This is a genomic window from Candidatus Uhrbacteria bacterium, assembly GCA_016187485.1.
Lineage (GTDB): Bacteria > Patescibacteriota > Patescibacteriia > UBA9934 > UBA10169 > JACPJO01.
Genome location: JACPJO010000002.1, coordinates 48,030 through 65,960 on the forward strand (window position 1 = coordinate 48,030; position 17,931 = coordinate 65,960).

The 17,931-nt window shown below is 54.3% G+C and carries 14 protein-coding genes and 1 tRNA gene; 8 read left to right on the top strand and 7 right to left on the bottom strand.

The window, feature by feature from the left end; all coding sequences use genetic code 11:
• The first annotated feature begins 7 nt into the window (after positions 1 to 7).
• Genes HYW18_00715 through HYW18_00735 form a run of 5 tightly spaced genes read left to right on the top strand, consistent with a single transcriptional unit; the run spans position 8 to position 5,874 of the window.
• Positions 8 to 2,920 (top strand): isoleucine--tRNA ligase, encoded by a 2,913-nt coding sequence (locus HYW18_00715; GenBank protein ID MBI2484662.1) that lies wholly within the window; start codon positions 8 to 10, stop codon positions 2,918 to 2,920.
• 4 nt (positions 2,921 to 2,924) lie between these two features.
• Positions 2,925 to 3,803, top strand: coding sequence for a hypothetical protein (locus HYW18_00720; GenBank protein ID MBI2484663.1), 879 nt, complete (start codon positions 2,925 to 2,927; stop codon positions 3,801 to 3,803).
• Entirely contained in the window at positions 3,769 to 4,416 is a 648-nt protein-coding gene (locus HYW18_00725; protein ID MBI2484664.1) for a hypothetical protein, read from the top strand. The genes HYW18_00720 and HYW18_00725 overlap by 35 nt, the downstream gene beginning before the upstream one ends.
• Complete coding sequence (ruvA, locus tag HYW18_00730; protein MBI2484665.1) at positions 4,413 to 4,958, top strand: Holliday junction branch migration protein RuvA; 546 nt, start codon at positions 4,413 to 4,415, stop codon at positions 4,956 to 4,958. The genes HYW18_00725 and ruvA overlap by 4 nt, the downstream gene beginning before the upstream one ends.
• Position 4,959: 1 nt before the next feature.
• Positions 4,960 to 5,874 (top strand): peptidoglycan bridge formation glycyltransferase FemA/FemB family protein, encoded by a 915-nt coding sequence (locus HYW18_00735; protein ID MBI2484666.1) that lies wholly within the window; start codon positions 4,960 to 4,962, stop codon positions 5,872 to 5,874.
• 4 nt (positions 5,875 to 5,878) lie between these two features.
• Here HYW18_00735 and HYW18_00740 read toward each other — a convergent pair.
• Positions 5,879 to 5,955 (bottom strand) — tRNA-Arg (locus HYW18_00740).
• A 47-nt stretch (positions 5,956 to 6,002) separates the two neighbouring features.
• On the opposite strand from HYW18_00740, the gene HYW18_00745 reads away from it, so the two are divergent.
• Positions 6,003 to 6,362, top strand: coding sequence for a hypothetical protein (locus HYW18_00745; GenBank protein ID MBI2484667.1), 360 nt, complete (start codon positions 6,003 to 6,005; stop codon positions 6,360 to 6,362).
• A gap of 11 nt (positions 6,363 to 6,373) precedes the next feature.
• On the opposite strand, the gene HYW18_00750 is transcribed toward HYW18_00745, so the two are convergent.
• From HYW18_00750 to HYW18_00765, 4 genes are read right to left on the bottom strand one after another with little or no spacing between them, the layout of a single operon-like run.
• Complete coding sequence (locus tag HYW18_00750) at positions 6,374 to 8,212, bottom strand: hypothetical protein (GenBank protein ID MBI2484668.1); 1,839 nt, start codon at positions 8,210 to 8,212, stop codon at positions 6,374 to 6,376.
• Between the two features lie 3 nt (positions 8,213 to 8,215).
• Complete coding sequence (locus tag HYW18_00755; GenBank protein ID MBI2484669.1) at positions 8,216 to 10,621, bottom strand: DUF4012 domain-containing protein; 2,406 nt, start codon at positions 10,619 to 10,621, stop codon at positions 8,216 to 8,218.
• A gap of 58 nt (positions 10,622 to 10,679) precedes the next feature.
• Positions 10,680 to 11,801: a glycosyltransferase family 4 protein gene (locus HYW18_00760; GenBank protein MBI2484670.1), complete on the bottom strand. Its 1,122-nt coding sequence runs from the start codon at positions 11,799 to 11,801 to the stop codon at positions 10,680 to 10,682.
• Positions 11,802 to 11,845: 44 nt separating this feature from the next.
• Positions 11,846 to 12,598 (bottom strand): hypothetical protein, encoded by a 753-nt coding sequence (locus tag HYW18_00765; protein ID MBI2484671.1) that lies wholly within the window; start codon positions 12,596 to 12,598, stop codon positions 11,846 to 11,848.
• 159 nt (positions 12,599 to 12,757) lie between these two features.
• Here HYW18_00765 and HYW18_00770 point away from each other — a divergent pair, with 159 nt between their 5' ends.
• Complete coding sequence (locus HYW18_00770) at positions 12,758 to 14,491, top strand: hypothetical protein (GenBank protein MBI2484672.1); 1,734 nt, start codon at positions 12,758 to 12,760, stop codon at positions 14,489 to 14,491.
• A gap of 48 nt (positions 14,492 to 14,539) precedes the next feature.
• On the top strand, positions 14,540 to 15,742 hold the full coding sequence (locus HYW18_00775) for an LCP family protein (protein MBI2484673.1): 1,203 nt from the start codon (positions 14,540 to 14,542) through the stop codon (positions 15,740 to 15,742).
• Here HYW18_00775 and HYW18_00780 read toward each other — a convergent pair.
• The gene (locus tag HYW18_00780; protein MBI2484674.1) at positions 15,712 to 16,827 is read right to left on the bottom strand and encodes a glycosyltransferase family 4 protein; all 1,116 of its coding nucleotides are present in this window, start codon (positions 16,825 to 16,827) and stop codon (positions 15,712 to 15,714) included. The genes HYW18_00775 and HYW18_00780 overlap by 31 nt on opposite strands.
• Entirely contained in the window at positions 16,824 to 17,927 is a 1,104-nt protein-coding gene (locus tag HYW18_00785; GenBank protein ID MBI2484675.1) for a glycosyltransferase, read from the bottom strand. The genes HYW18_00780 and HYW18_00785 overlap by 4 nt, the downstream gene beginning before the upstream one ends.
• Between the last annotated feature and the right edge of the window lie 4 nt (positions 17,928 to 17,931).

The window sequence follows — 17,931 nt, forward strand, 5'->3', positions numbered from 1 at the left end:
TCATTCTATGGATCAAAAACGGCCATTTCCCGAGATGGAAGAAGAAGTTCTCAAGTTTTGGGAGAAACAAGAAATCTTCAAAAAGACGCTTGAAAAGAATGCTCCGCACGGGGAGTTTGTCTTTTACGATGGACCGCCATTTGCAACCGGCCTTCCTCACTACGGGCACATTCTCGCCTCGACGATCAAAGACGTTATTCCGCGTTACAAAACCATGCAAGGCTATCATGTCCGTCGCGTGTGGGGATGGGATTGCCACGGCCTTCCCATTGAAAATATCGTTGAGGGGCAGATGGAGATTTCCGGCAAGAAGCAGATCGAAGAAAAAGGCGTGGAGCAATTTAATCGCACATGCCGTGAGTGCGTGTTGAAGTATGCAACCGAATGGGGGCGCACCGTACGACGAATCGGTCGATGGGTGGATTTCGAGCATGCGTACAAGACCATGGATACTCCCTATATGGAGTCGGTGTGGTGGGGAGTAAAACAGATTTGGGAGAAAGGGTTGTTGTACGAAGGACGCAAAGTGCTTCTCTATTGTCCGCGTTGCGAAACGCCAATTTCGAATTTTGAAGTTGCGATGGATAACAGTTACAAAGATGTTACGGAAGAGTCGGTGTATGTGAAGTTTAAGGTGAAGGACCCGGCGTCACACGGCCTGCCGAAGAATACGTATCTTTTGGCATGGACGACGACGCCGTGGACGCTGCCTGGAAATGTGGCGCTCGCGGTGGGGAAGGATATTGAATATGCTGTCGCTGTGCAGTCCAGGGAACATCTCATTTTTGCAAAAACATTCAGCAATTTGGTGCCAGGTACCGAAATACTCAGTAAAACGGTGCTAGGCACCGATTTGGATGGGGTTGAATACGAGCCGCTTTTTGAGGTTCCAGCGCTTGCGGCGACGGGGAGGAAATCTCACTACGTGACAACGGCGGATTTTGTGACAACCGACGAGGGTACAGGCATCGTACACACGGCCGTAGTTTACGGTGAAGACGACTACAAACTTGGACTCGATCGCGACTTGCCCGTTGTGCCGCTATTGGATGCACAGGGACATTTTAATGAAGAAGCGCCGGAGCTTATTCGTGGGCAGTATTTCAAAAAAGCAGAAAAGGTGATCAAAGATGATCTTGCTGCGCGCGGGCTGCTCTTCAAAAAAGAGCAGAACACACATAGCTATCCGCACTGCTGGCGTTGCTCTACCCCACTTTTTTACAACGCGATTCCGGCGTGGTTTATCAATATCCAAAAAATCAAACAGCGAATGCTCGAGTTGAACGAGGACATCCACTGGTATCCTGAACACTTGAAGCATGGGCGGTTTTTGCATGGACTCGAGAACGCGCCGGACTGGAACATCTCACGTAACCGTTATTGGGCCACGCCGATTCCGATTTGGAAATGTGAAAAGGACGTGTTACATATGACGTGCATCGGTTCGGTTGAGGAACTTCGAACAAAAGCGAAAAACTTCGACGCGGTGTATGGATCGGGGGTGAGACTTGAGAATCTTGATCTGCACAAACCTTTCATCGACGAGGTCGTTCTTTCATGCGACTGCGGCGGGGAGATGAGGCGCATCCCCGAGGTGATTGATTGTTGGGTGGAGTCTGCTTCCATGCCGTTTGCGGAGCTTCACGCGCCGTTTGAGAACAACGAACTGTTCAAACAACGTTACCCCGCGCAATTCGTAGCGGAATACATTGCGCAAACGCGCGCGTGGTTCTATGTGTCGTATGTCATGAGCACGATCCTCTTTGACCGTGCGCCGTTTGAAAATGTCGTGACGACCGGTACGATTCTGAACGAAAAAGGTGAGAAACTCTCAAAGTCCAAAAAGAACTACACCGACCCCGACATCATCTTGGACAAGTTCGGCGCGGATGCGTTACGGTTTTACCTCATGAGTTCGGTCGTCATGAAAGCGGACAACCTCTTTTTCTCCGATCGCGAAGTGGATGAGGTGGTAAAGAAGGTTTTGAATCTCTTTTGGAACTGCGCGCAGTTTTATAAGCAGTACCAGGTACAACACTCGGTGTTGTCAAAAACGACACCGAGTGTTGTATATGTGCTTGACCGGTGGATTTTGGCGCGGCTTGATGAGCTCGCCGCGGTTCTCACGGTTGCTCTCGATGCCTACGACACGCCTCTTTCGTGCCGGCTCATCCGGGAGTTTATCGACGATCTCTCGACCTGGTACGTTCGTCGCTCGCGTGAGCGGTTCAAGAGTGACAACAAAGCCGACAAACAGGCGGCGATGGGGACGCTTCGTCATGTGCTCCTCGAACTCTCCAAACTCCTGGCACCATTTACCCCGTTCATTGCCGAGAAGCTGTATCGAGATTTGGGTGGGGAGAAGGAGAGCGTGCATTTAGAGGACTGGCCAACAGTCTCGAGTGATGGCGTATCTCGTGTGGAGGTACTCCAGGGGATGCATCTTGTCCGAAACATTGTCACAATTGCGCTTGAGCGTCGTGCTGCGGCGAAAATCCCCGTCCGCCAGCCGTTGGCGAAGCTTACTGTAACGTCTGCGGGCGAATTATCAGATGAACTTCTTGAGATCATTGCGGACGAAGTGAACGTGAAAGAAGTGAAACAGGAACCCGGCAACGGGCAACTGGCAGCCGAGCTCGACACCACTCTCACGCCCGAGCTCATCTCTGAAGGCATAGCGCGCGAAGTGATCCGGCGGGTGAATGATATGCGCAAACAAAAGGGGCTCACGGTAGCCGAGCAGATCGTTTTGTCTATTTTGCCAGATCCCAACGCCCAGATTCTTCCGCATGCGTTATCCACGCACAGAGAAATGATCCTCAAGGCCACACACGCAGATGCTCTCGAGGTGCGTGAAGTCGAAGGAATGGAGACCTTTGATGTTGGGGAGGCACTTCGGATCGGTCTTGAGGTATCATAAGCACATGAATCCCGCACGGACACTTCTTATTGTTCCCCCAAACGATGAAGAGGCCTACTTGATCGCCGAGATCGGGGAACGACTTGGCATGCAGGTCTATCGTTCGTCTCAACCTCATGGTGCCCGTCTTGAAAAAGAGCCGGGCGTGTGCGCGTTTATCAAAAAGTCTTCTGCCGATACGGTTGTTGTTGTCGAAATGCCGGGATTGAAGACGGAGGGGGAAATCCGCCGACTCGGCCGCCACCTTGTTATTATTGATCACCACAATTACACCGACCTTGATCGTGCGCATGCGCTAGACGGGACGCCGCTCCCAAGCTCGCTTGAGCAATTTCTTCGTTTATTTGACGTGACGGATGAGCAACTGGACCGTTTTGGATATGTGCCGCGTTTTGTACGCGCGGTCGGTCTATGGGATGCAGGGTACATATGGGCCCTGTTTGACGCAGGATTTTCGCGCGAAGATATGGAGAAGTTTCTTGTCTTCAAAGATGAGATTGCTTTGCGTGTTGGCGCCGCGGAAGTCGCACCGCACAACAAAGAGATGGCGAAGGGAGCATGGGAACAGCGGGAGACGTTTGGAGATTTTCTTATTGTGACAAGTCTCGACCCCATCGCGCAGATCCGTTCGAACGTCTCGCGCCTGGCGGCCATGGAATTTTGGCGCCCAACCCCCATGATCATTTCGGAGCGCGGCGGTAAACGTTTGTACGTGCAAGAAACGGATCATGCGCTTGACCTCTTTCACCACTTTGGCGGGTTTACGTTTGGGACAGATCGTAATTGGGGGTACGATAACGATACCGAGAAAGTGTCCTGCACGCTCTCGGACGTGAAAACATTTTTGTATGACACGCGAAAAACCCATGATGCGGGGATTTGAAGCGGAGTGGGCCGAAATCGACGAGGTGCGCACGGCCTATGCGGAGCTATTGGAAAAAGTCCGCGCCGCGGCAACTCTTGGCCAGCCGACGCGCAAACACGTGCTCTCCCATCCTGACACAAAGGGAATGGATCCGCTGGTGGTGGACTTGGTGTGTCTGCTTGATGACGCAGAGCGGCTCTTCGATCAGCGACGGGATGCGGTGGCCTATGAGCGCATTGAACACGTCGTTGCCACACACAGACACCCTGTTCTCTCCACCATGCGGATTTTGGAGGCGCTTGTGTGGGAACTCTCTCCGGCACATGTTATTGAACACATGCTGTACGCGGAGAACGAGGCGCACCCAGAGTATCGAGATGCGGCACAAAAGAGACGCGTGGCGGTACTCGCGCGCCGGTGGCAGGACGCGTTTCACGCTCACGGGCTTGATGGGGTGGCTCTTGGCCGGCTGCTTGCCATAAAACCAGGCCCGGGTCTTGGGCAACAGCTGAAAGAAATCCAGGCTTTTGCCAAAGGGGAGAGGGCAGAGCTTCCGGATGTTCCTCTTCCCGCTCGCGAAACACTCCTTCGCGCCGTGGATGGGGCTCGTGCTATGATGGCCGCCGTATGATCGGACGTCTGCGGGGAACCGTTGTGCATCGAGGAGGGGATTATGTGTTGTTTGAGGTTGGCGCGGTAGCGTATCGGTTGGAAATACCTGCGGTTTCCGTGGCGCAGTTTGGCGGAGAGATGACCCTCTACACGCACGAAGTCGTGCGCGATGATGCGCATGAACTTTTTGCGTTTCTGACGCTTGAGGCTCTCGAGCTTTTTTGGAAGTTGATCGGCATCAGTGGAGTGGGGCCGAGGAGCGCGCAAAAGATCGTTTTTGCTGACCATGTGGGCGTGGTGCGTGCGCATATTATGAAAGGCAACATTGCGTTCCTCACCCACATTCATGGTGTCGGCACAAAGACAGCGCAGAAAATCATCTTGGAGTTGAAGGGGGTGCTTATGGACGCGCCTGCGGGGCCGGTGGTAGATGTGGACGCACTCGATGCTTTACTTGGACTTGGGTACAAGCGTGCAGATGCGGTACGGGCGCTCGAGGGGCTTTCCGGTTCGGCCGAGGAACAGGTACGCGCAGCGCTCAAACAGCTTGCGCGTCAGTAATATGCGTGTCCGTCCTGTTTCAGATGCCGGTCAGTGGGAAACCTTTGTTCTGGCGCACGCCCCCACAAGCGGTGCGTTTTTCTACGAGAGAGAAAATCGCGTTGAGTTCCTTGACGGAGAACGGCTCGTGGGAGTTGCCGTTGTCGAGAAACAACATACGCCGATGGGTTCCTATCTTTTTGTGCCGCGAGGCCCTCTTCTTGCCGATGGCGTTTCGTATCAAGAAGCGCTTCTTGCTCTTTGGGAGTTTTTTCCGGAGGCTCTCTTTATTCGTTTTGAACCGACGAAGGATGGAGACTACTCGTGGGCAACACGAACCGTGGATGTGAACCCAAAGGAGACGCTCGTTCTTGATCTTACAAAATCGGAAGACGATCTTCTTGCCGCCATGCACCCAAAGACGCGCTACAACATCCGGCTTGCACAGCGCAAGGGTGCCGTTGTGCGCGCTCTCGTGTCTTCGGAGTTTGACGTGGCGTGGAAAGTTTTTGAAGAAACAGCTCGACGCGATCATTTCCGCCTTCACGCAAAGGCACATTACCAACATTTTCTGGAAACACTTTCTGCAAAGCTGATCGGGGTCTTCTCTGAGGGCCAACTATTGGCGGCGCACCTCATGGTGGACGCGTATGGTACGCGCACATATCTTCACGGTGCCTCTTCTTCTCTCCATCGCGAGGTAATGGCGCCGTATCTTTTGCATTGGCAAGAGATCAAAGAGGCGAAAGACGCTGGATTAACCTGCTACGATTTTTGGGGCGTCTCAAACACAAAACCCGCCTGGGCGGGCATCACACGTTTCAAGCGCGGCTTTTCTGGTAAAGAAATTTCGTATCCGGGGACGTTTGATTATTACAGGTCCCCTTGGTCCTATAAGGCGTATACTTTTTTGCGTGCACTGCGCCGTTTTTTATAATCCCTGGTGCGCCCGACACGATTCGAACGTGTGACCTCTTCCTTCGGAGGGAAGCGCTCTATCCAGCTGAGCTACGGGCGCATGCGGCCGTATGGTATGCTAGGAGCAATTAATCAGTCAATCACCCTATGGCGCGCGAATCTTTTCCTTCCCCGGAGGCTGCACGGGCAGACGTCGTGGTCCCTCTCGGGGAATCTGTAGAGGCGGTAAATAACTCGTACGACAAACTATTAGGAGACCTCGGCCGCGTGAAAGCGGCGCTCGATGGTGCAAAGGAAGCCTATGAAGAGGCGCGGACAAGGGGGGATCGCGCAGGCAAAGAGCGCCATGCCCACATGGAAATCGAACTCGGGCGCTACTACCTTAAACTTCTTGGTCAATTAAAGGAGACGCAACGGGCGCTCGACGGACTCATGGAAGGGTGGAAACTTGCACGTGAAGATGCGCAAAAACGTTATGGCGTTGAGTTTCCAAAAGTGACCGAATAACACACAGGCAACTAGAGGGTTACTTTTCCGTCATCGGTGGCGAAAGAGTCGTCATCCAAGCGAGTCGTCAGTCCGGCGGCCTCTGCACGCAACGTAGTGCCGTCGGTGTTTTTTGCTGTCACGGTGGCCTGTTCGGAAAGCGGAAGAATAGATCCAGCTTGATTCTCTGTTGGCGTCACTTCCACAAAGAATCGTGTCTGCGCGCTGTCCGTGAGTGAAGGAATACTCCACCGAACCTCGCGTGAAGCCGTGTCGAACGTCACAGCGCCCAGAGAGGCATCCCCCCCGTTCACGAACGTCACGCCCGCAGGAAGCACCGTCTTTCCCACGATCTCTGTGAGCGATTCCGTTGGTTTTTCTAAAGCCCAATCAATGGCATAGCGTGTTGTTTGGCCCACGGTCGGTGGAAGAGGGCCTGTGCCAAGTGGGCCGCCGTCCGCATCGTAGTAGCGCGCAGAGGCAAGAAGGGAGAGAGGACCGAAGAAGCGGATCGTAAGGGGGGCGACTTGTAGGGTGAGCGGCTTGCTCTCGACGATTCCCGACAGGGACACCATTATGTGGAGCACCTCTGAAAATCGTGCCGGGTTGAGTTCTTCGGGGGTGGCGAGGACGAGGTCAATCACTCCCTCGGCGCCGGGCGCCACAAGGTCGAATGCCTCGCGCTCATTCTGCCCCCAACGCACAACATTGCTCTCACGTACGCCGTCAGCCAAGTTGGTGTCCTCTGACGACCACAGGACGGGAACTGTCCGTGTCCCCGACAGCGTAAGAGCGACGGCAAAATTCTTTATGGGTTTGCTTCCTGTGTGTTTCCAGGGCAGAGAGACACGGAGCGCTGTGCCTGCAGGTAGACTCTGGTCTTTTGCAGAGCCGTTTACAATAATATTTCCGTAGGCGGCGCCGGCATCAACAGCAATCGAGGAACGCTCTCGCGAGAGATTTACGTAGGTTCCGTCCTCTGCCTTCTTTGAAAGCTCGCTCCCAATTTCTTCTTCGCTTTTGGCGTTGCTGGCAAAACTTCCCTGCACGCGAAAGGTCGCTTTGCTGTGTGCTTCCGAACGCCCAATATCCCACATGCCTCCTTTAAGGGGCGGCTCGCTGCTTTGCACGACGAAACTACCGGGGAGGAGCGGCTGTACACACAGATCTTCGGTCGCCGTGTCAGACGCGTTCAGTAAATTATAAGAAAGGGTGATGGTTTCTCCGGCTGATGCACGCTCCACGTCCTCCCTGGCAAGAGAGAGGGCGCTCTCCTGGAGCTCCACGTTGAAATTTTTAATGAGATCGAATTCGGCATTGAAGTTTGCGGGGCGATAGGATGCGACGATCTGGATGCGCTCGGTGCTTGGTACAGATGTGAAGAATGTCCCGAAGAGTTCAACAGCGCCGTCCGAACCGCGGGAGAGCGATCCCAGCGGGAACAGTCCTGTCTCATCTTGTTCGGGAGATGCGTGATCGAGAAAAAACGTCTTTGGCAGATGCACGCGGACGGAGAGCGAGGCGAGCGACACATCGCCCGTGTTTTGGTAGGTGAGGACTAAACGCGTGGGAACACCAACCGTCACGGGGGGTTCACTATTCAAGGCAAAAACCACCGGTTCGCCAGCGGATTCTTGGGAAAGAGCACCAAACAACATGAGTCCTCCCCACGTGACTGCGGCAAGCAGGAAGACGATGCCCGAAACCGCCCAGGCACGACTTCGCCACGAACGTGTCGGTTCGCGCAGCCTCTGAAAATCTGGCAACTCTCCATCCTCACGATAAATTCGATCGAGATCGCGGGTCACCGCTTCCTGCCGGCGTCGCAAACGCAGTCGCCCGTGCATGGGGTGGCGTGGAGGGAGTTTCATAGGCTACTCAAAAAGGACGCCGACAAACCCAGGGGACCGGTTTTCTATGTCTGCCTTGATCACGCCATCGGTAAGCGGGTGGGAACTCCAGAGAGTGGGGAGGTTGGCAGGGGGAGTAAGACGTACGCGTGTGGTGCGTCCGACCGTACCCGATTGCGTATCAACCGTGAGAGTATGCGCTGTCGGTTTCTCAAACCCCAGACGATCAAGAACAGCCGTGAAGGCTCCTGTGGGACGAGTGAGGGGAACGCGCCAGGGAAGCTCGTAGGTGAAGGAGATTTGCGATGTTGTTCCCGGCCGTGTTTGGATCCAGTCTCCAAAAACCGTCTTTCCGAACTCCTCACTTACCCATGTGCCTGTGCGCGGGTCTCTGGCGCTGGTTTCCTCGGTGAAGGCGAGATCGGCATCGGTGGCAAGGGGGAGATCAGCAATCTCGAACGCGCTCTCTTTGGGGGGCGTTGCGCCATCGGTGTCAATAAGCGTGGCACCGCGCGGGACGTACAGGCGCACGAACGTCACGTTATTGGCTCCGGTGAAACGCGCGCCGGGAATTCCGTGGTGTGTGCGCACAACGGTGACGGTATTGCGCACAACCCCTGCAGGAGAGATCGTGGAATCTACCTCTACTGTCTCGTCTATCACGGCATCGGTTTTTTCTCCTCCAATGTTTGCCTCTGCCACAAGAAGGTAGTCGCCGTTTGTGCGGCGCAACTCTCCTGTCACGCCAAACGCGCGTGCGGCTTCTTGCTCCGCAGGGTCAGTGAAATACATCTGGACATCCTTCTGCGCTACCCCTGTTTGTAAGAGAGTGAGTGCGTCAAGGAACGTTGGTCCATCCAATGTTTGCAGACGCGCAAGAAGGAGCGGGGCCAGGTCTGCCAAGAACTGTTTGGGATTTCCGCTTGCACGCGCGGCGTCATTTTCTACGAGCATTTGCGTCTCCGTAATGAAGTTCTCTGCCGACAAGATCTTTCCATAAGCAGGAATGGAAATGGGCCCGAGTATTTCCAAAAGGTCGGCAACGAAAGAGGCGTTTATGGCAAGGACGCCATCCTTTGTCGCTCCACCAGAGTTGGCATCGAACCAGAGAAGTTTTTTCGCTGATGCGGGAAAATCAGGGAACCAGTTCGCATCTTGGAATTCCCAACGCGCGTTCACCAGTTGCAGAGGAGGGGGAGCGGCGACATACTCGGTGAGGACACCCTGGAGAGCATAGGATCCGCCGCCGGGGATGGAGAGCGCCGTGATTTCTCCAGCGGAGACTTCCATGTCTGCAAACGACCCAATAAACCCGCCCGTGGGGCGCAGCTCTGTCTGATTTTGGAAAACGACCAGGTATCGTTTGGCAGTGTGCGTGCCAAGTACTTCATGCAAAATCTCCGTGGTATCCAGGAAAGTCCGGAGTGTTTTTTGAATACGAGGTAAGGACTCCCGGAGCGCCAAGAATTGCTCTTGCCGGTCTTGTGGGATAGCCTCGTGCTCCACGCGTGTGCTTGCCTCCACGGCATCTTCGAGGAATGGCATGGCCGAGGAGATATAGCGTTCCAAGAGAGAAATTTTTGTGGAAAGATTTTGATCTACCGACGTTGAGCTTGTTTCTACCCCCTCGCTTAAAAGGGCAGCGGCTTTCGTGAGAGCTTTGCCCATCGCAAGCACCGCCTCGGCGCTTCGCAGTCGCGCACCCTCTCGTGGCAGAAAAACGGCGAGTGCGCGCACACCGCTCCCCAAATGCTCGAGTGTATCCCACGCTTCCCCAAGCGATACGCTGGCTTTTGTAAATGTTTCTTTGGCTGCGGAAAAATCCACGCGTGAGGTTTCCTTTGCCGCGCTTTCAAGAAGGGCAAGCGCTTCGGCGCCCTCCGTCAGCATATTTTTTCGCGAGGTAGAGACAGACGAAATGGTGCTCGTGGCCTGAAGAGGGAGAACAAAAGCAAACGAGAGGATAACAAAGCTTGCTACCCCGCGTGCGAGCGGGGAAGAGCTACTCCACGCCCTCTGGGCGCTTTGTGGAACGGGATTCCGCCAGGCGATGTGCGGCAGGGCGGGGAGAGAGAACGTAGGCCATGAGCGCGCGGACTTCTTTCCCAGGTTTACGTCATCTTCGGCCAACTGCGCCGCCACATCTTCCTCCTTCACGGGGAAGAGAATCGGGAGTTCCTCTTCTTCCTTCATGGAGACCGAAAGCGAAGCGACAAATTCTTCAAAAGTGGGAAGGATCTCTTCCGGAGCCGATGCGCGCTCTGTTGTGGGGAGATGGGTGAACTCCTCGGTGGGCCGCAGATTGAGGACGTGCAAAGAGGGAGCGGGGGAAGCGGTTTGTGCAAGGGGGAGAGTATGAGAGACGGGTGAAGATGTCGTGGGGGAAAGACTTTCTGTGCGTAAAGATAGAGGAAGTGCTTGATCAAACACAAACGCCGCTTGTTGTTTCCGCGATTGTGCGGATAAGCGCCGGCGGGGTTGAGTTTTTTTAGAGGCTTTCTTCATACAAGCGCCGTGTGCGCTCTGCCATCGTATCCCACGAATAATGTTTCTTTTGTTGGCGACCCTTTTGAATGAGTTCCTGCCGAAGCGCCTGATCTTGCAGGAGTTTTTCCATGATGCGCACCATTGCCTCTAGGTCATCTGGGTCAAAGAAGAGGGCGGCGTCGCCGAGAATCTCCGGGAAGGCGCTCGTGGAGGAAGCGGCCACCGGTGTGCCGTGCGACATGGCTTCAAGTGGCGGGAGACCGAACCCCTCGTGACGGGAAGGGAAGAGGCAAGCTGTGGCAAAACGGTAAAGGTCGGCGAGGTCTTCATCGGAGACGAATCCTGTAAAGACGACAGAGGAAGAGGGAATGGCAATTTCTTCCAACTCTTTGCGCAGCCTTTCGTAAAACACATTGGTTTTTCCTGCCAGGACAAGCTTCACTTCGGGGTGGGCTTTCACAAAGAAGGAGAAAGCGTGCAGGAGAGACTCCAGATTCTTGTGCGGATAGGCATTGCCTACGTAGAGGAAGTACGGGCCGGCTACGCGGCGGTTTCCCGCTCCTCCTGTTGCCTCCCCGGGTGCTCCTTCGTGGATAACGGAGATCTTTTCCGGCGGGAGTTTAGGGAAATGCGCCATGATGCGCGCGCGAGTGAAGTCGGATACCGCGATCACGCGCCGGCTTTTCCAAAGAGCGTGGTGAAGGACGGCGCGATACCCCATTCGTTTTACTTCAAAGAGTCCGGGCGGCAAGAGACTCGCGGCGCGCGCCGAGCGACGCTCTTCCATCAAGATAAGGTCGTGGATGGTGACGACGAACGGCGTCCGGAGACAGAGTGGAACATTCCAATGAGGAATATGCACGAGGTCGCAACACTCCCGGTCTATGATGGCGGGCATGCGGATCTGTTCAGCAAATGTGTACCAACGCACGGGCACCACCCGTTTGTGCATGTGGCGCCCCTTTGGTTTAAACAGGCGAAAACCCTCTTCGTTGAGAAAGACCACGAAGGTGTGAGGAGCCTTTTGGGCATCCAAACGATCGAGAAGCTCGGCAACGTAACGTCCAAGCCCCCCACCCCCCACATTTGGCCCGTAAAACCGAGCATCAATCCCGATCTTCATAGCGACATTTTACACCGAATTTGGTGGATAACATGGGGATAAGATTATCGGTCAACGGGGGGCAGGACACGCGTGGTCTGCCAGAGCACGTCAAAAAGGTTTTTCTGCAGCTCAAAGAGCCGATGGGACTCAACAATCATCCCGAAGGGCTCCTCCGTGGTTCCCATGTAGGCGACCTTGTTGTCGTAGAGGTACATAGTGAGGTGGAACGTCATTTTCCCTGGCGCAATATGCACCTCGCGGTTCTCCTTAATGCTTGAAGGGTACTTGGCGCCGACTTCCGTTGCCTCAGAACGGATGACATGGAGGCGTTTCCCAGAAGTAATACGTCGAGTGGTGTAGTCTGCGAACCAATCTTGGCCAGCGAGAAGATCGATATCAGCGACGGAGAGAATAGCGCAGAGTTGCCGGCTCGTGTTGTTGAGCGTGTCCTCAAAGACGGTCTTTACTCCAGCGGCCCCTTCGTAGAGCCGTATGCGTGGTTGGTCGGAGGTCGTACGGAATAGGGAGAGAAGTTCCGGAAGAGCGCGCGCGGCTTTCTCTTGTTTCTCTCGAAGCATGGCTTCTAAACGTGTGGGCTTTTCTGCGCGATAGGTTCGGCGGCGCCCGATTGTGCTGTAACTTGCTAGACCCATGACAACCAGTTGTTGGAGAACTTCATGGGCGGTTGTCCGGGGGAGGCCTACTTCGCGACCGATGCGCTCTGCTGTCCCTGCGCCAACACGAAGCAAAGCGAGATAAATTTCCCCTTTTGTCTTTGGCAAACCAATTTCTCCGAGGGTTTCTTTGAGTGACATGAGTGGAACAAACGAGACTTACACACTTTCGTCGGAACTTTCCGACGACCATTATTGCATGGAAGTACTTATAAATGCAATTTTCCTACATATAGGAACTTACATATGTCGGAAATATACTTCCACTTTTGCCTCACCTAAGGTACGATCGGCACTTGTATGAAGTCCAAAACACCAAACTTTGATGAGAGGATTGAGGAACTGTTAAAAAAATTGGTGCCAGGCACCAGAGTGTGTAAGAAAACAGGAGAGACTTGGGAGCTTACCCAGGAAGAAATTGAATGGTGCCGGCATTTTCGTGTACCGCCGTCGGATGTAAGCCCACTCGCACGTCTGCGTATGCTCACGGCCTTTTTTGTGGGCTACCAGTGGTGGAACAATAAAAGCGCGAAAGATGGGAGGACGCTTGTGAGCTCCACGCATCCGGCGAGTGGTGTGAAGATTCTCCCAGACGAGGAGTGGCTTCAGCAGGACTTTTCTTCTCTTCGACGACCTATTCATTCGGACACCTCTGTTTTTCGTGTGCTCCAAGAGCTGTCCCGAGAGATCCCCTTTATGGCGTTTCGCAATGCGGTACCGCCAGAAAACTCCATCTCTACAATCTCCATGGGGGACCAAAACAGTTATTTCATGAACGCTTGTCGATCGAAGAATTCCTTTTTTGGGATGAATGCGCTCGACACGGAAGATTCTGCAGAAGTTTATCAGTCAGGAAAGATTGTCGGCTCCTACAATGTGGTACACGCCGAGCGTCTTTACCAATGTCGGTTTGTGCAAGAGTCGCGTGATTGTATGAGCAGCGCATTTCTTTTTGATTGTCGAGACTGCGAGCATTGTTTTATGGCGACGAACAAACGACGGGCAAAATATGTTTGGAAGAATGAGCAGCTTTCGCGGCAGGAGTATGAAAAACGTATAGCCGAAGTGGACCTGTCTTCCCGCGTGCGGCTTGAGGCGTACAAAACAGAGTTTCTGGAGTTGATACGGACACAAGGAATCTGGCCCGAGAACTTCAACGAGAAAGCGGAACAAAGCTCTGGAGAGTATTTACAGGAAGTCACCAACTGCCATTTTTGCTATAACAACAATTATGGGTGCCGTGACCAGCTTTGGTGCGCGTACATGTTTCATGAAACATTCCAAAATGCATTCGACGTCGGGCTTTTCTACGGAACGAACAACTGCTGGGGTTGTTCAACGGGGTCGCGAAGCGCGAACTGTCTCTTCAGTTATCTTGTCGTAAATTGCCAACGCGTGGAATACTCCATGCATTGTTACGATTGCGAGAACTGTTTTGGATGCGTGGGGCTTAACCGCAAGAAGTTTCACATCTTCAATACGCCATGTACGGAAGAGGAGTATTATCGGTTGCTCGATGAGATAAAGTGCGGGATGCTTGAGCGACGCGAATACGGGGAATTTCTTCCCGCCACTCTTTCGCCTACGCGCTTTTTGGATTCCGGCGCTGCGCTCTTTCTTTTGGCAGATGAGGTAGCGGGGCGGCAACTTGGTGCATTAGAGTATGCGCCTGAATCTGCAGGGGCAAGTGGAGACCCCTCGATTGTCCTTTTACCGGTGGGTGATATTCCCGACAGCATTTCCGATCCCTCGGTGGAGGCGCTTTCCGGCAAGCTCTTTTTTGACGAGTCTCTCGATCGACGTTTTACTTTCCTTAAACCAGAGGTGGAGTTTTATCGCGCGATGAAGATCGGTCCGCCTCGTGATCACTTTATTGCTCGTGTGCGCGATCTTAGCTTTCGCGCAAATTCAGGTGTATTTGAGGACACCATCTGCGCCAAATGCTCACGGAATATTCTCGTCACGAAGAATAAAACATTTCCTTCACGCACTATATATTGCCGCGCATGTTACCAAGACACTCTTTCCGCGTAACAGTTCTCCCATTGGCGCGTCTCCTTATGCATGGGGTAGTCCCAAAATATGACGCGCAAAATGCAAAGCACCTGTGGGGTCTGTGTCGCTGTTGTCCTCGTTGTCGCTTCCGCGGGGCATGCTTCCTCTGTGATAAAGGGGAGAGAGAAGCGAGCAATGGAGCGCGCAGAGGCGTTTGTTTCTCAGCGTCGCGAGGCGTGGGGGAAGGAGGAAAACCCTTTTGAAGACCGCCCGGTTCTCCGCGTTCTCTTGCTTGGCCTTGACGCGCGAGTAGACCAGACGGTGGGACACTGCGACGTCATCCAATTCATCGAAATTGATTCTACCAACGCCACGATAGATATTACTGCCGTCCCGCGCGGCACATATTCGCCTCTTCCGTCCGGCACCTATGCCGCCACGGATTATTATCTGTCGAACGCCTGTGCTATCGGCGGCGTCGAGTACGGGATTTCACAAATTGAAAAACTTCTTGGCCGCACGGCAGACTATGTCGTGCTTGTAAACTTTTCCGGCGCGCTGCACATTTTCCGCACGCTTGGGCTTCCTGCCTCGGACACGCTCGCGTGGTTGCGCCACCGCCAGAGTTTTCCGGTGGGGGAGCCGCAACGTGCGCACAACCACTCCGTTTTTCTTAAGGACTCCCTTGCTCGTTTTGAAAAGTTGTTGGATGACAAGGCCGCTACCCCGCTTCAGTATCTTCTCTATCGTACGGTAAAAACGGACATGACGTTTGCACAGGCGCGCGTGTTGGCAGAAACCGTTGGGCGCATGGACACGGCGCAACACGAGGACCGTGTACGTCTGTACATGATACCCGCGTACCCTGTGGCCGATATCCCATTTGATCCGGCGCGCGCAGAGGCAGAACTTGCCCAGTGGATGGAGCCGATCCGCCCACTTCTGCACGGGGCCACATTCACCGGAGCGACAAGCGAGGAGGTGCAAGAGAAGGTCGTCTCCTTTTTGCGGAGTCACATACATGATCCAGCGTTTGTGCGCCGCGCCCTCGCCGAGCATCTCTGGCTTAGCATAGACGACGAAGCTCTCCGCGACGAACTTCATGCCGAGTTTTTGCGCGCGTATCTTCCGCTTGTGGGAGACGAAGAGCGTCTTGATGTGCTGGCGGACTATCTGCTGGAAATGGAAGAGGAAGGGAAAGAGTATCGTGTGGAATATGCAAAAGAAGAACTTACGCGTCTCCTTGCGGCGACCACTCCTTATGCAGAGGCGTCTGCGAGTGCGCCGTAAAGAGTCGCTGCCGCTTTCTCCCACGCGAATAAAGAAACGCGCGCATACCCGGCAGAGACAAGCTGACTCCCAAGCGCCTCGTCGCGCAAGAGTTCCCGTACGGCCGCCGCGATATGGTCTGCGCGTTTCGGATCCACAAGAAGCGCTGCGTGTCCTGCCACCTCGCGGGTCGCGGAGACGGCGCTTGTGACAACTGGGACACCATAGGCAAAGGCCTCAAGGATGGGTAGGCCAAAGCCTTCGTAAAAGGAGGGGAACACGAGAGCCGCGGCGTTTCGGTAGAGAGCCGGCAGGTCATCTTCTGGCACGTATCCGAGGATATGCACACGTGACCGGAGACTTTCAGGAACCATGTGCCGCGCGGCCTTTGATCCGACAGAAACAAGGTGAACATGGGGGAGCAGAGAAAGCGCGGCGAGAAGCCCCGGAATATTTTTTCGCACCTCCCATGTGCCCACATGAAGGACGTATAGGATAGGGAGGTGATACTTAGAACGGATACCAGAATCTCTTGGAGATTTTTCGCTTGTAAACCGAGCATCTATGCCGTGAAGGGCTACACGAGTATGTCCCTCGGTCTTTGGAACCAGGGCCGCTACGTCGTGTGCTGTTGTTCTACTTGGGACGATGACGACACGGGCCTGCCGCATCAGACGACATGGGCCGACCAGCGTGTGCCACAGGCGGTCTTTTTTTGAAAACCACGGGGCGTGAAGCAGAAACGACACGTCGTGAACGCTCAACACGTAGGGGCGTTTAGTGGAAAAAAAGTGCAGATTGGGAAGCCAGATGACGTCAGGTGGTGATTGGCAAAGGGACTCAAAAAGAGGGCGACGACCAAGAAGGATGCCTGCGTGCAGAAGTCTGTTGGGGATGAGGCGGTGCGTGTGGATGACGGGGCGGGGGAGTTGTTTGATGACTTGTGCGGCCGCGGCACGCGTGTGCGCGGATCCGGTGGTCACGATCTCAATTTCGTCACCCTCTTTTGCTACAAGACAAAGCTCTGTAAGAAGGGAGAGCGTGGCTCGACACACTCCCGTCGGGTTTTTCTCTGCCAGGTGTCGTCCGTCCACGGCGATTTTCATAGTGTGCGTGCGTGCCGTTGGTGTGCCTCTTCCACAAGCGCGCGAAACTCGCGTTCGAATGTTTCTTTAGAGTATTGCAGAGCGTGCGCACGAACCGTCTCTGGGTCAAAGACATCTTCGTGGAATTCAATGATAGTGCTTGCAAGCCGCTCCCACGTTTGCTCGTCGAAAAATGTCCCCGTCACTCCCTCGCGTATCGTCTCGACAGCTCCGCCCCGCCGAAATGCAATGACGGGACAGCCAGAGGCCATCGCTTCTACGGGCGTGATACCGAAGTCTTCTTCTTGCGGATGGATGAATGCGCGCGCTCCCTGGTACAGCCGTGCCTGCTCCTCGTTGCTTACGCGCCCGAGGAACTCCACGGACGGTCCGGCTCGGCGTCGGAGCTCTGCCTCTACAGGGCCGGTGCCGAAGACTTTGAGTGGAAATCCTGTGCGCGTACATGCGTCCACAACGACATCGAAACGTTTGTATGCCACAAGCCGTCCGCCAGTGAGGAAGTAGTCCTTCTCACCCTTTGAAACAGAAAATCGGGAAACATCTACGGGGGGGTGTATGACAGTGCTCTCGCGCCCGTAGTATTTTTTAATGCGGCCCGCCACTGTTTGTGAATTTGCTACAAAAATATCTACGCGCTCCGCCGCCGCTCGGTCCCACAGGCGCAGAAGGGAAAGGAGGGGTGGCAAGCACCACTTGATGACAAATGGCACACGCAGTTCAGATACATACTCTCGGCTATCGCTCCATAGATAGCGAGTGGGTGTGTGGCAATAACAGATATGTAGTGTGTGCGGTTTTGTGATGATGCCTTTGGCAAAGGCGCTGGAACTGGAAACAACGACATCAAAATTTGCGAGCGGGTAATGTTCCGTGGCTGCGGGCATGAGGGGGAGATACCATTGGAAGAGTCGATGGGCAAAGGGCAGATGTGATAGAAAGGACAGGCGCACGTCGGCATGGTCGAACCACCCGCCCATCTTTTTTCTATCAAAGATCAGCACAAAAAGAGGGGCCGCGGGCCACATCTTATGCAAGACATGTAAGACCTCTTCGGCTCCTCCCAGCTGGTTGAGGTGATCGTGGACAAGCGCGAGGCGCATGTGA

Excerpts from the sequence above, each read along its gene's own strand:
- HYW18_00715 (MBI2484662.1), top strand. The coding sequence starts at position 8 with ATGGATCAAAAACGGCCATTTCCCGAGATGGAAGAAGAAGTTCTCAAG.
- HYW18_00720 (MBI2484663.1), top strand. The coding sequence starts at position 2,925 with ATGAATCCCGCACGGACACTTCTTATTGTTCCCCCAAACGATGAAGAG.
- HYW18_00725 (MBI2484664.1), top strand. The coding sequence starts at position 3,769 with ATGACACGCGAAAAACCCATGATGCGGGGATTTGAAGCGGAGTGGGCC.
- ruvA (MBI2484665.1), top strand. The coding sequence starts at position 4,413 with ATGATCGGACGTCTGCGGGGAACCGTTGTGCATCGAGGAGGGGATTAT.
- HYW18_00735 (MBI2484666.1), top strand. The coding sequence starts at position 4,960 with ATGCGTGTCCGTCCTGTTTCAGATGCCGGTCAGTGGGAAACCTTTGTT.
- HYW18_00745 (MBI2484667.1), top strand. The coding sequence starts at position 6,003 with ATGGCGCGCGAATCTTTTCCTTCCCCGGAGGCTGCACGGGCAGACGTC.
- HYW18_00750 (MBI2484668.1), bottom strand. The coding sequence starts at position 8,212 with ATGAAACTCCCTCCACGCCACCCCATGCACGGGCGACTGCGTTTGCGA.
- HYW18_00760 (MBI2484670.1), bottom strand. The coding sequence starts at position 11,801 with ATGAAGATCGGGATTGATGCTCGGTTTTACGGGCCAAATGTGGGGGGT.
- HYW18_00765 (MBI2484671.1), bottom strand. The coding sequence starts at position 12,598 with ATGTCACTCAAAGAAACCCTCGGAGAAATTGGTTTGCCAAAGACAAAA.
- HYW18_00770 (MBI2484672.1), top strand. The coding sequence starts at position 12,758 with ATGAAGTCCAAAACACCAAACTTTGATGAGAGGATTGAGGAACTGTTA.
- HYW18_00775 (MBI2484673.1), top strand. The coding sequence starts at position 14,540 with ATGACGCGCAAAATGCAAAGCACCTGTGGGGTCTGTGTCGCTGTTGTC.
- HYW18_00780 (MBI2484674.1), bottom strand. The coding sequence starts at position 16,827 with ATGAAAATCGCCGTGGACGGACGACACCTGGCAGAGAAAAACCCGACG.
- HYW18_00785 (MBI2484675.1), bottom strand. The coding sequence starts at position 17,927 with ATGCGCCTCGCGCTTGTCCACGATCACCTCAACCAGCTGGGAGGAGCC.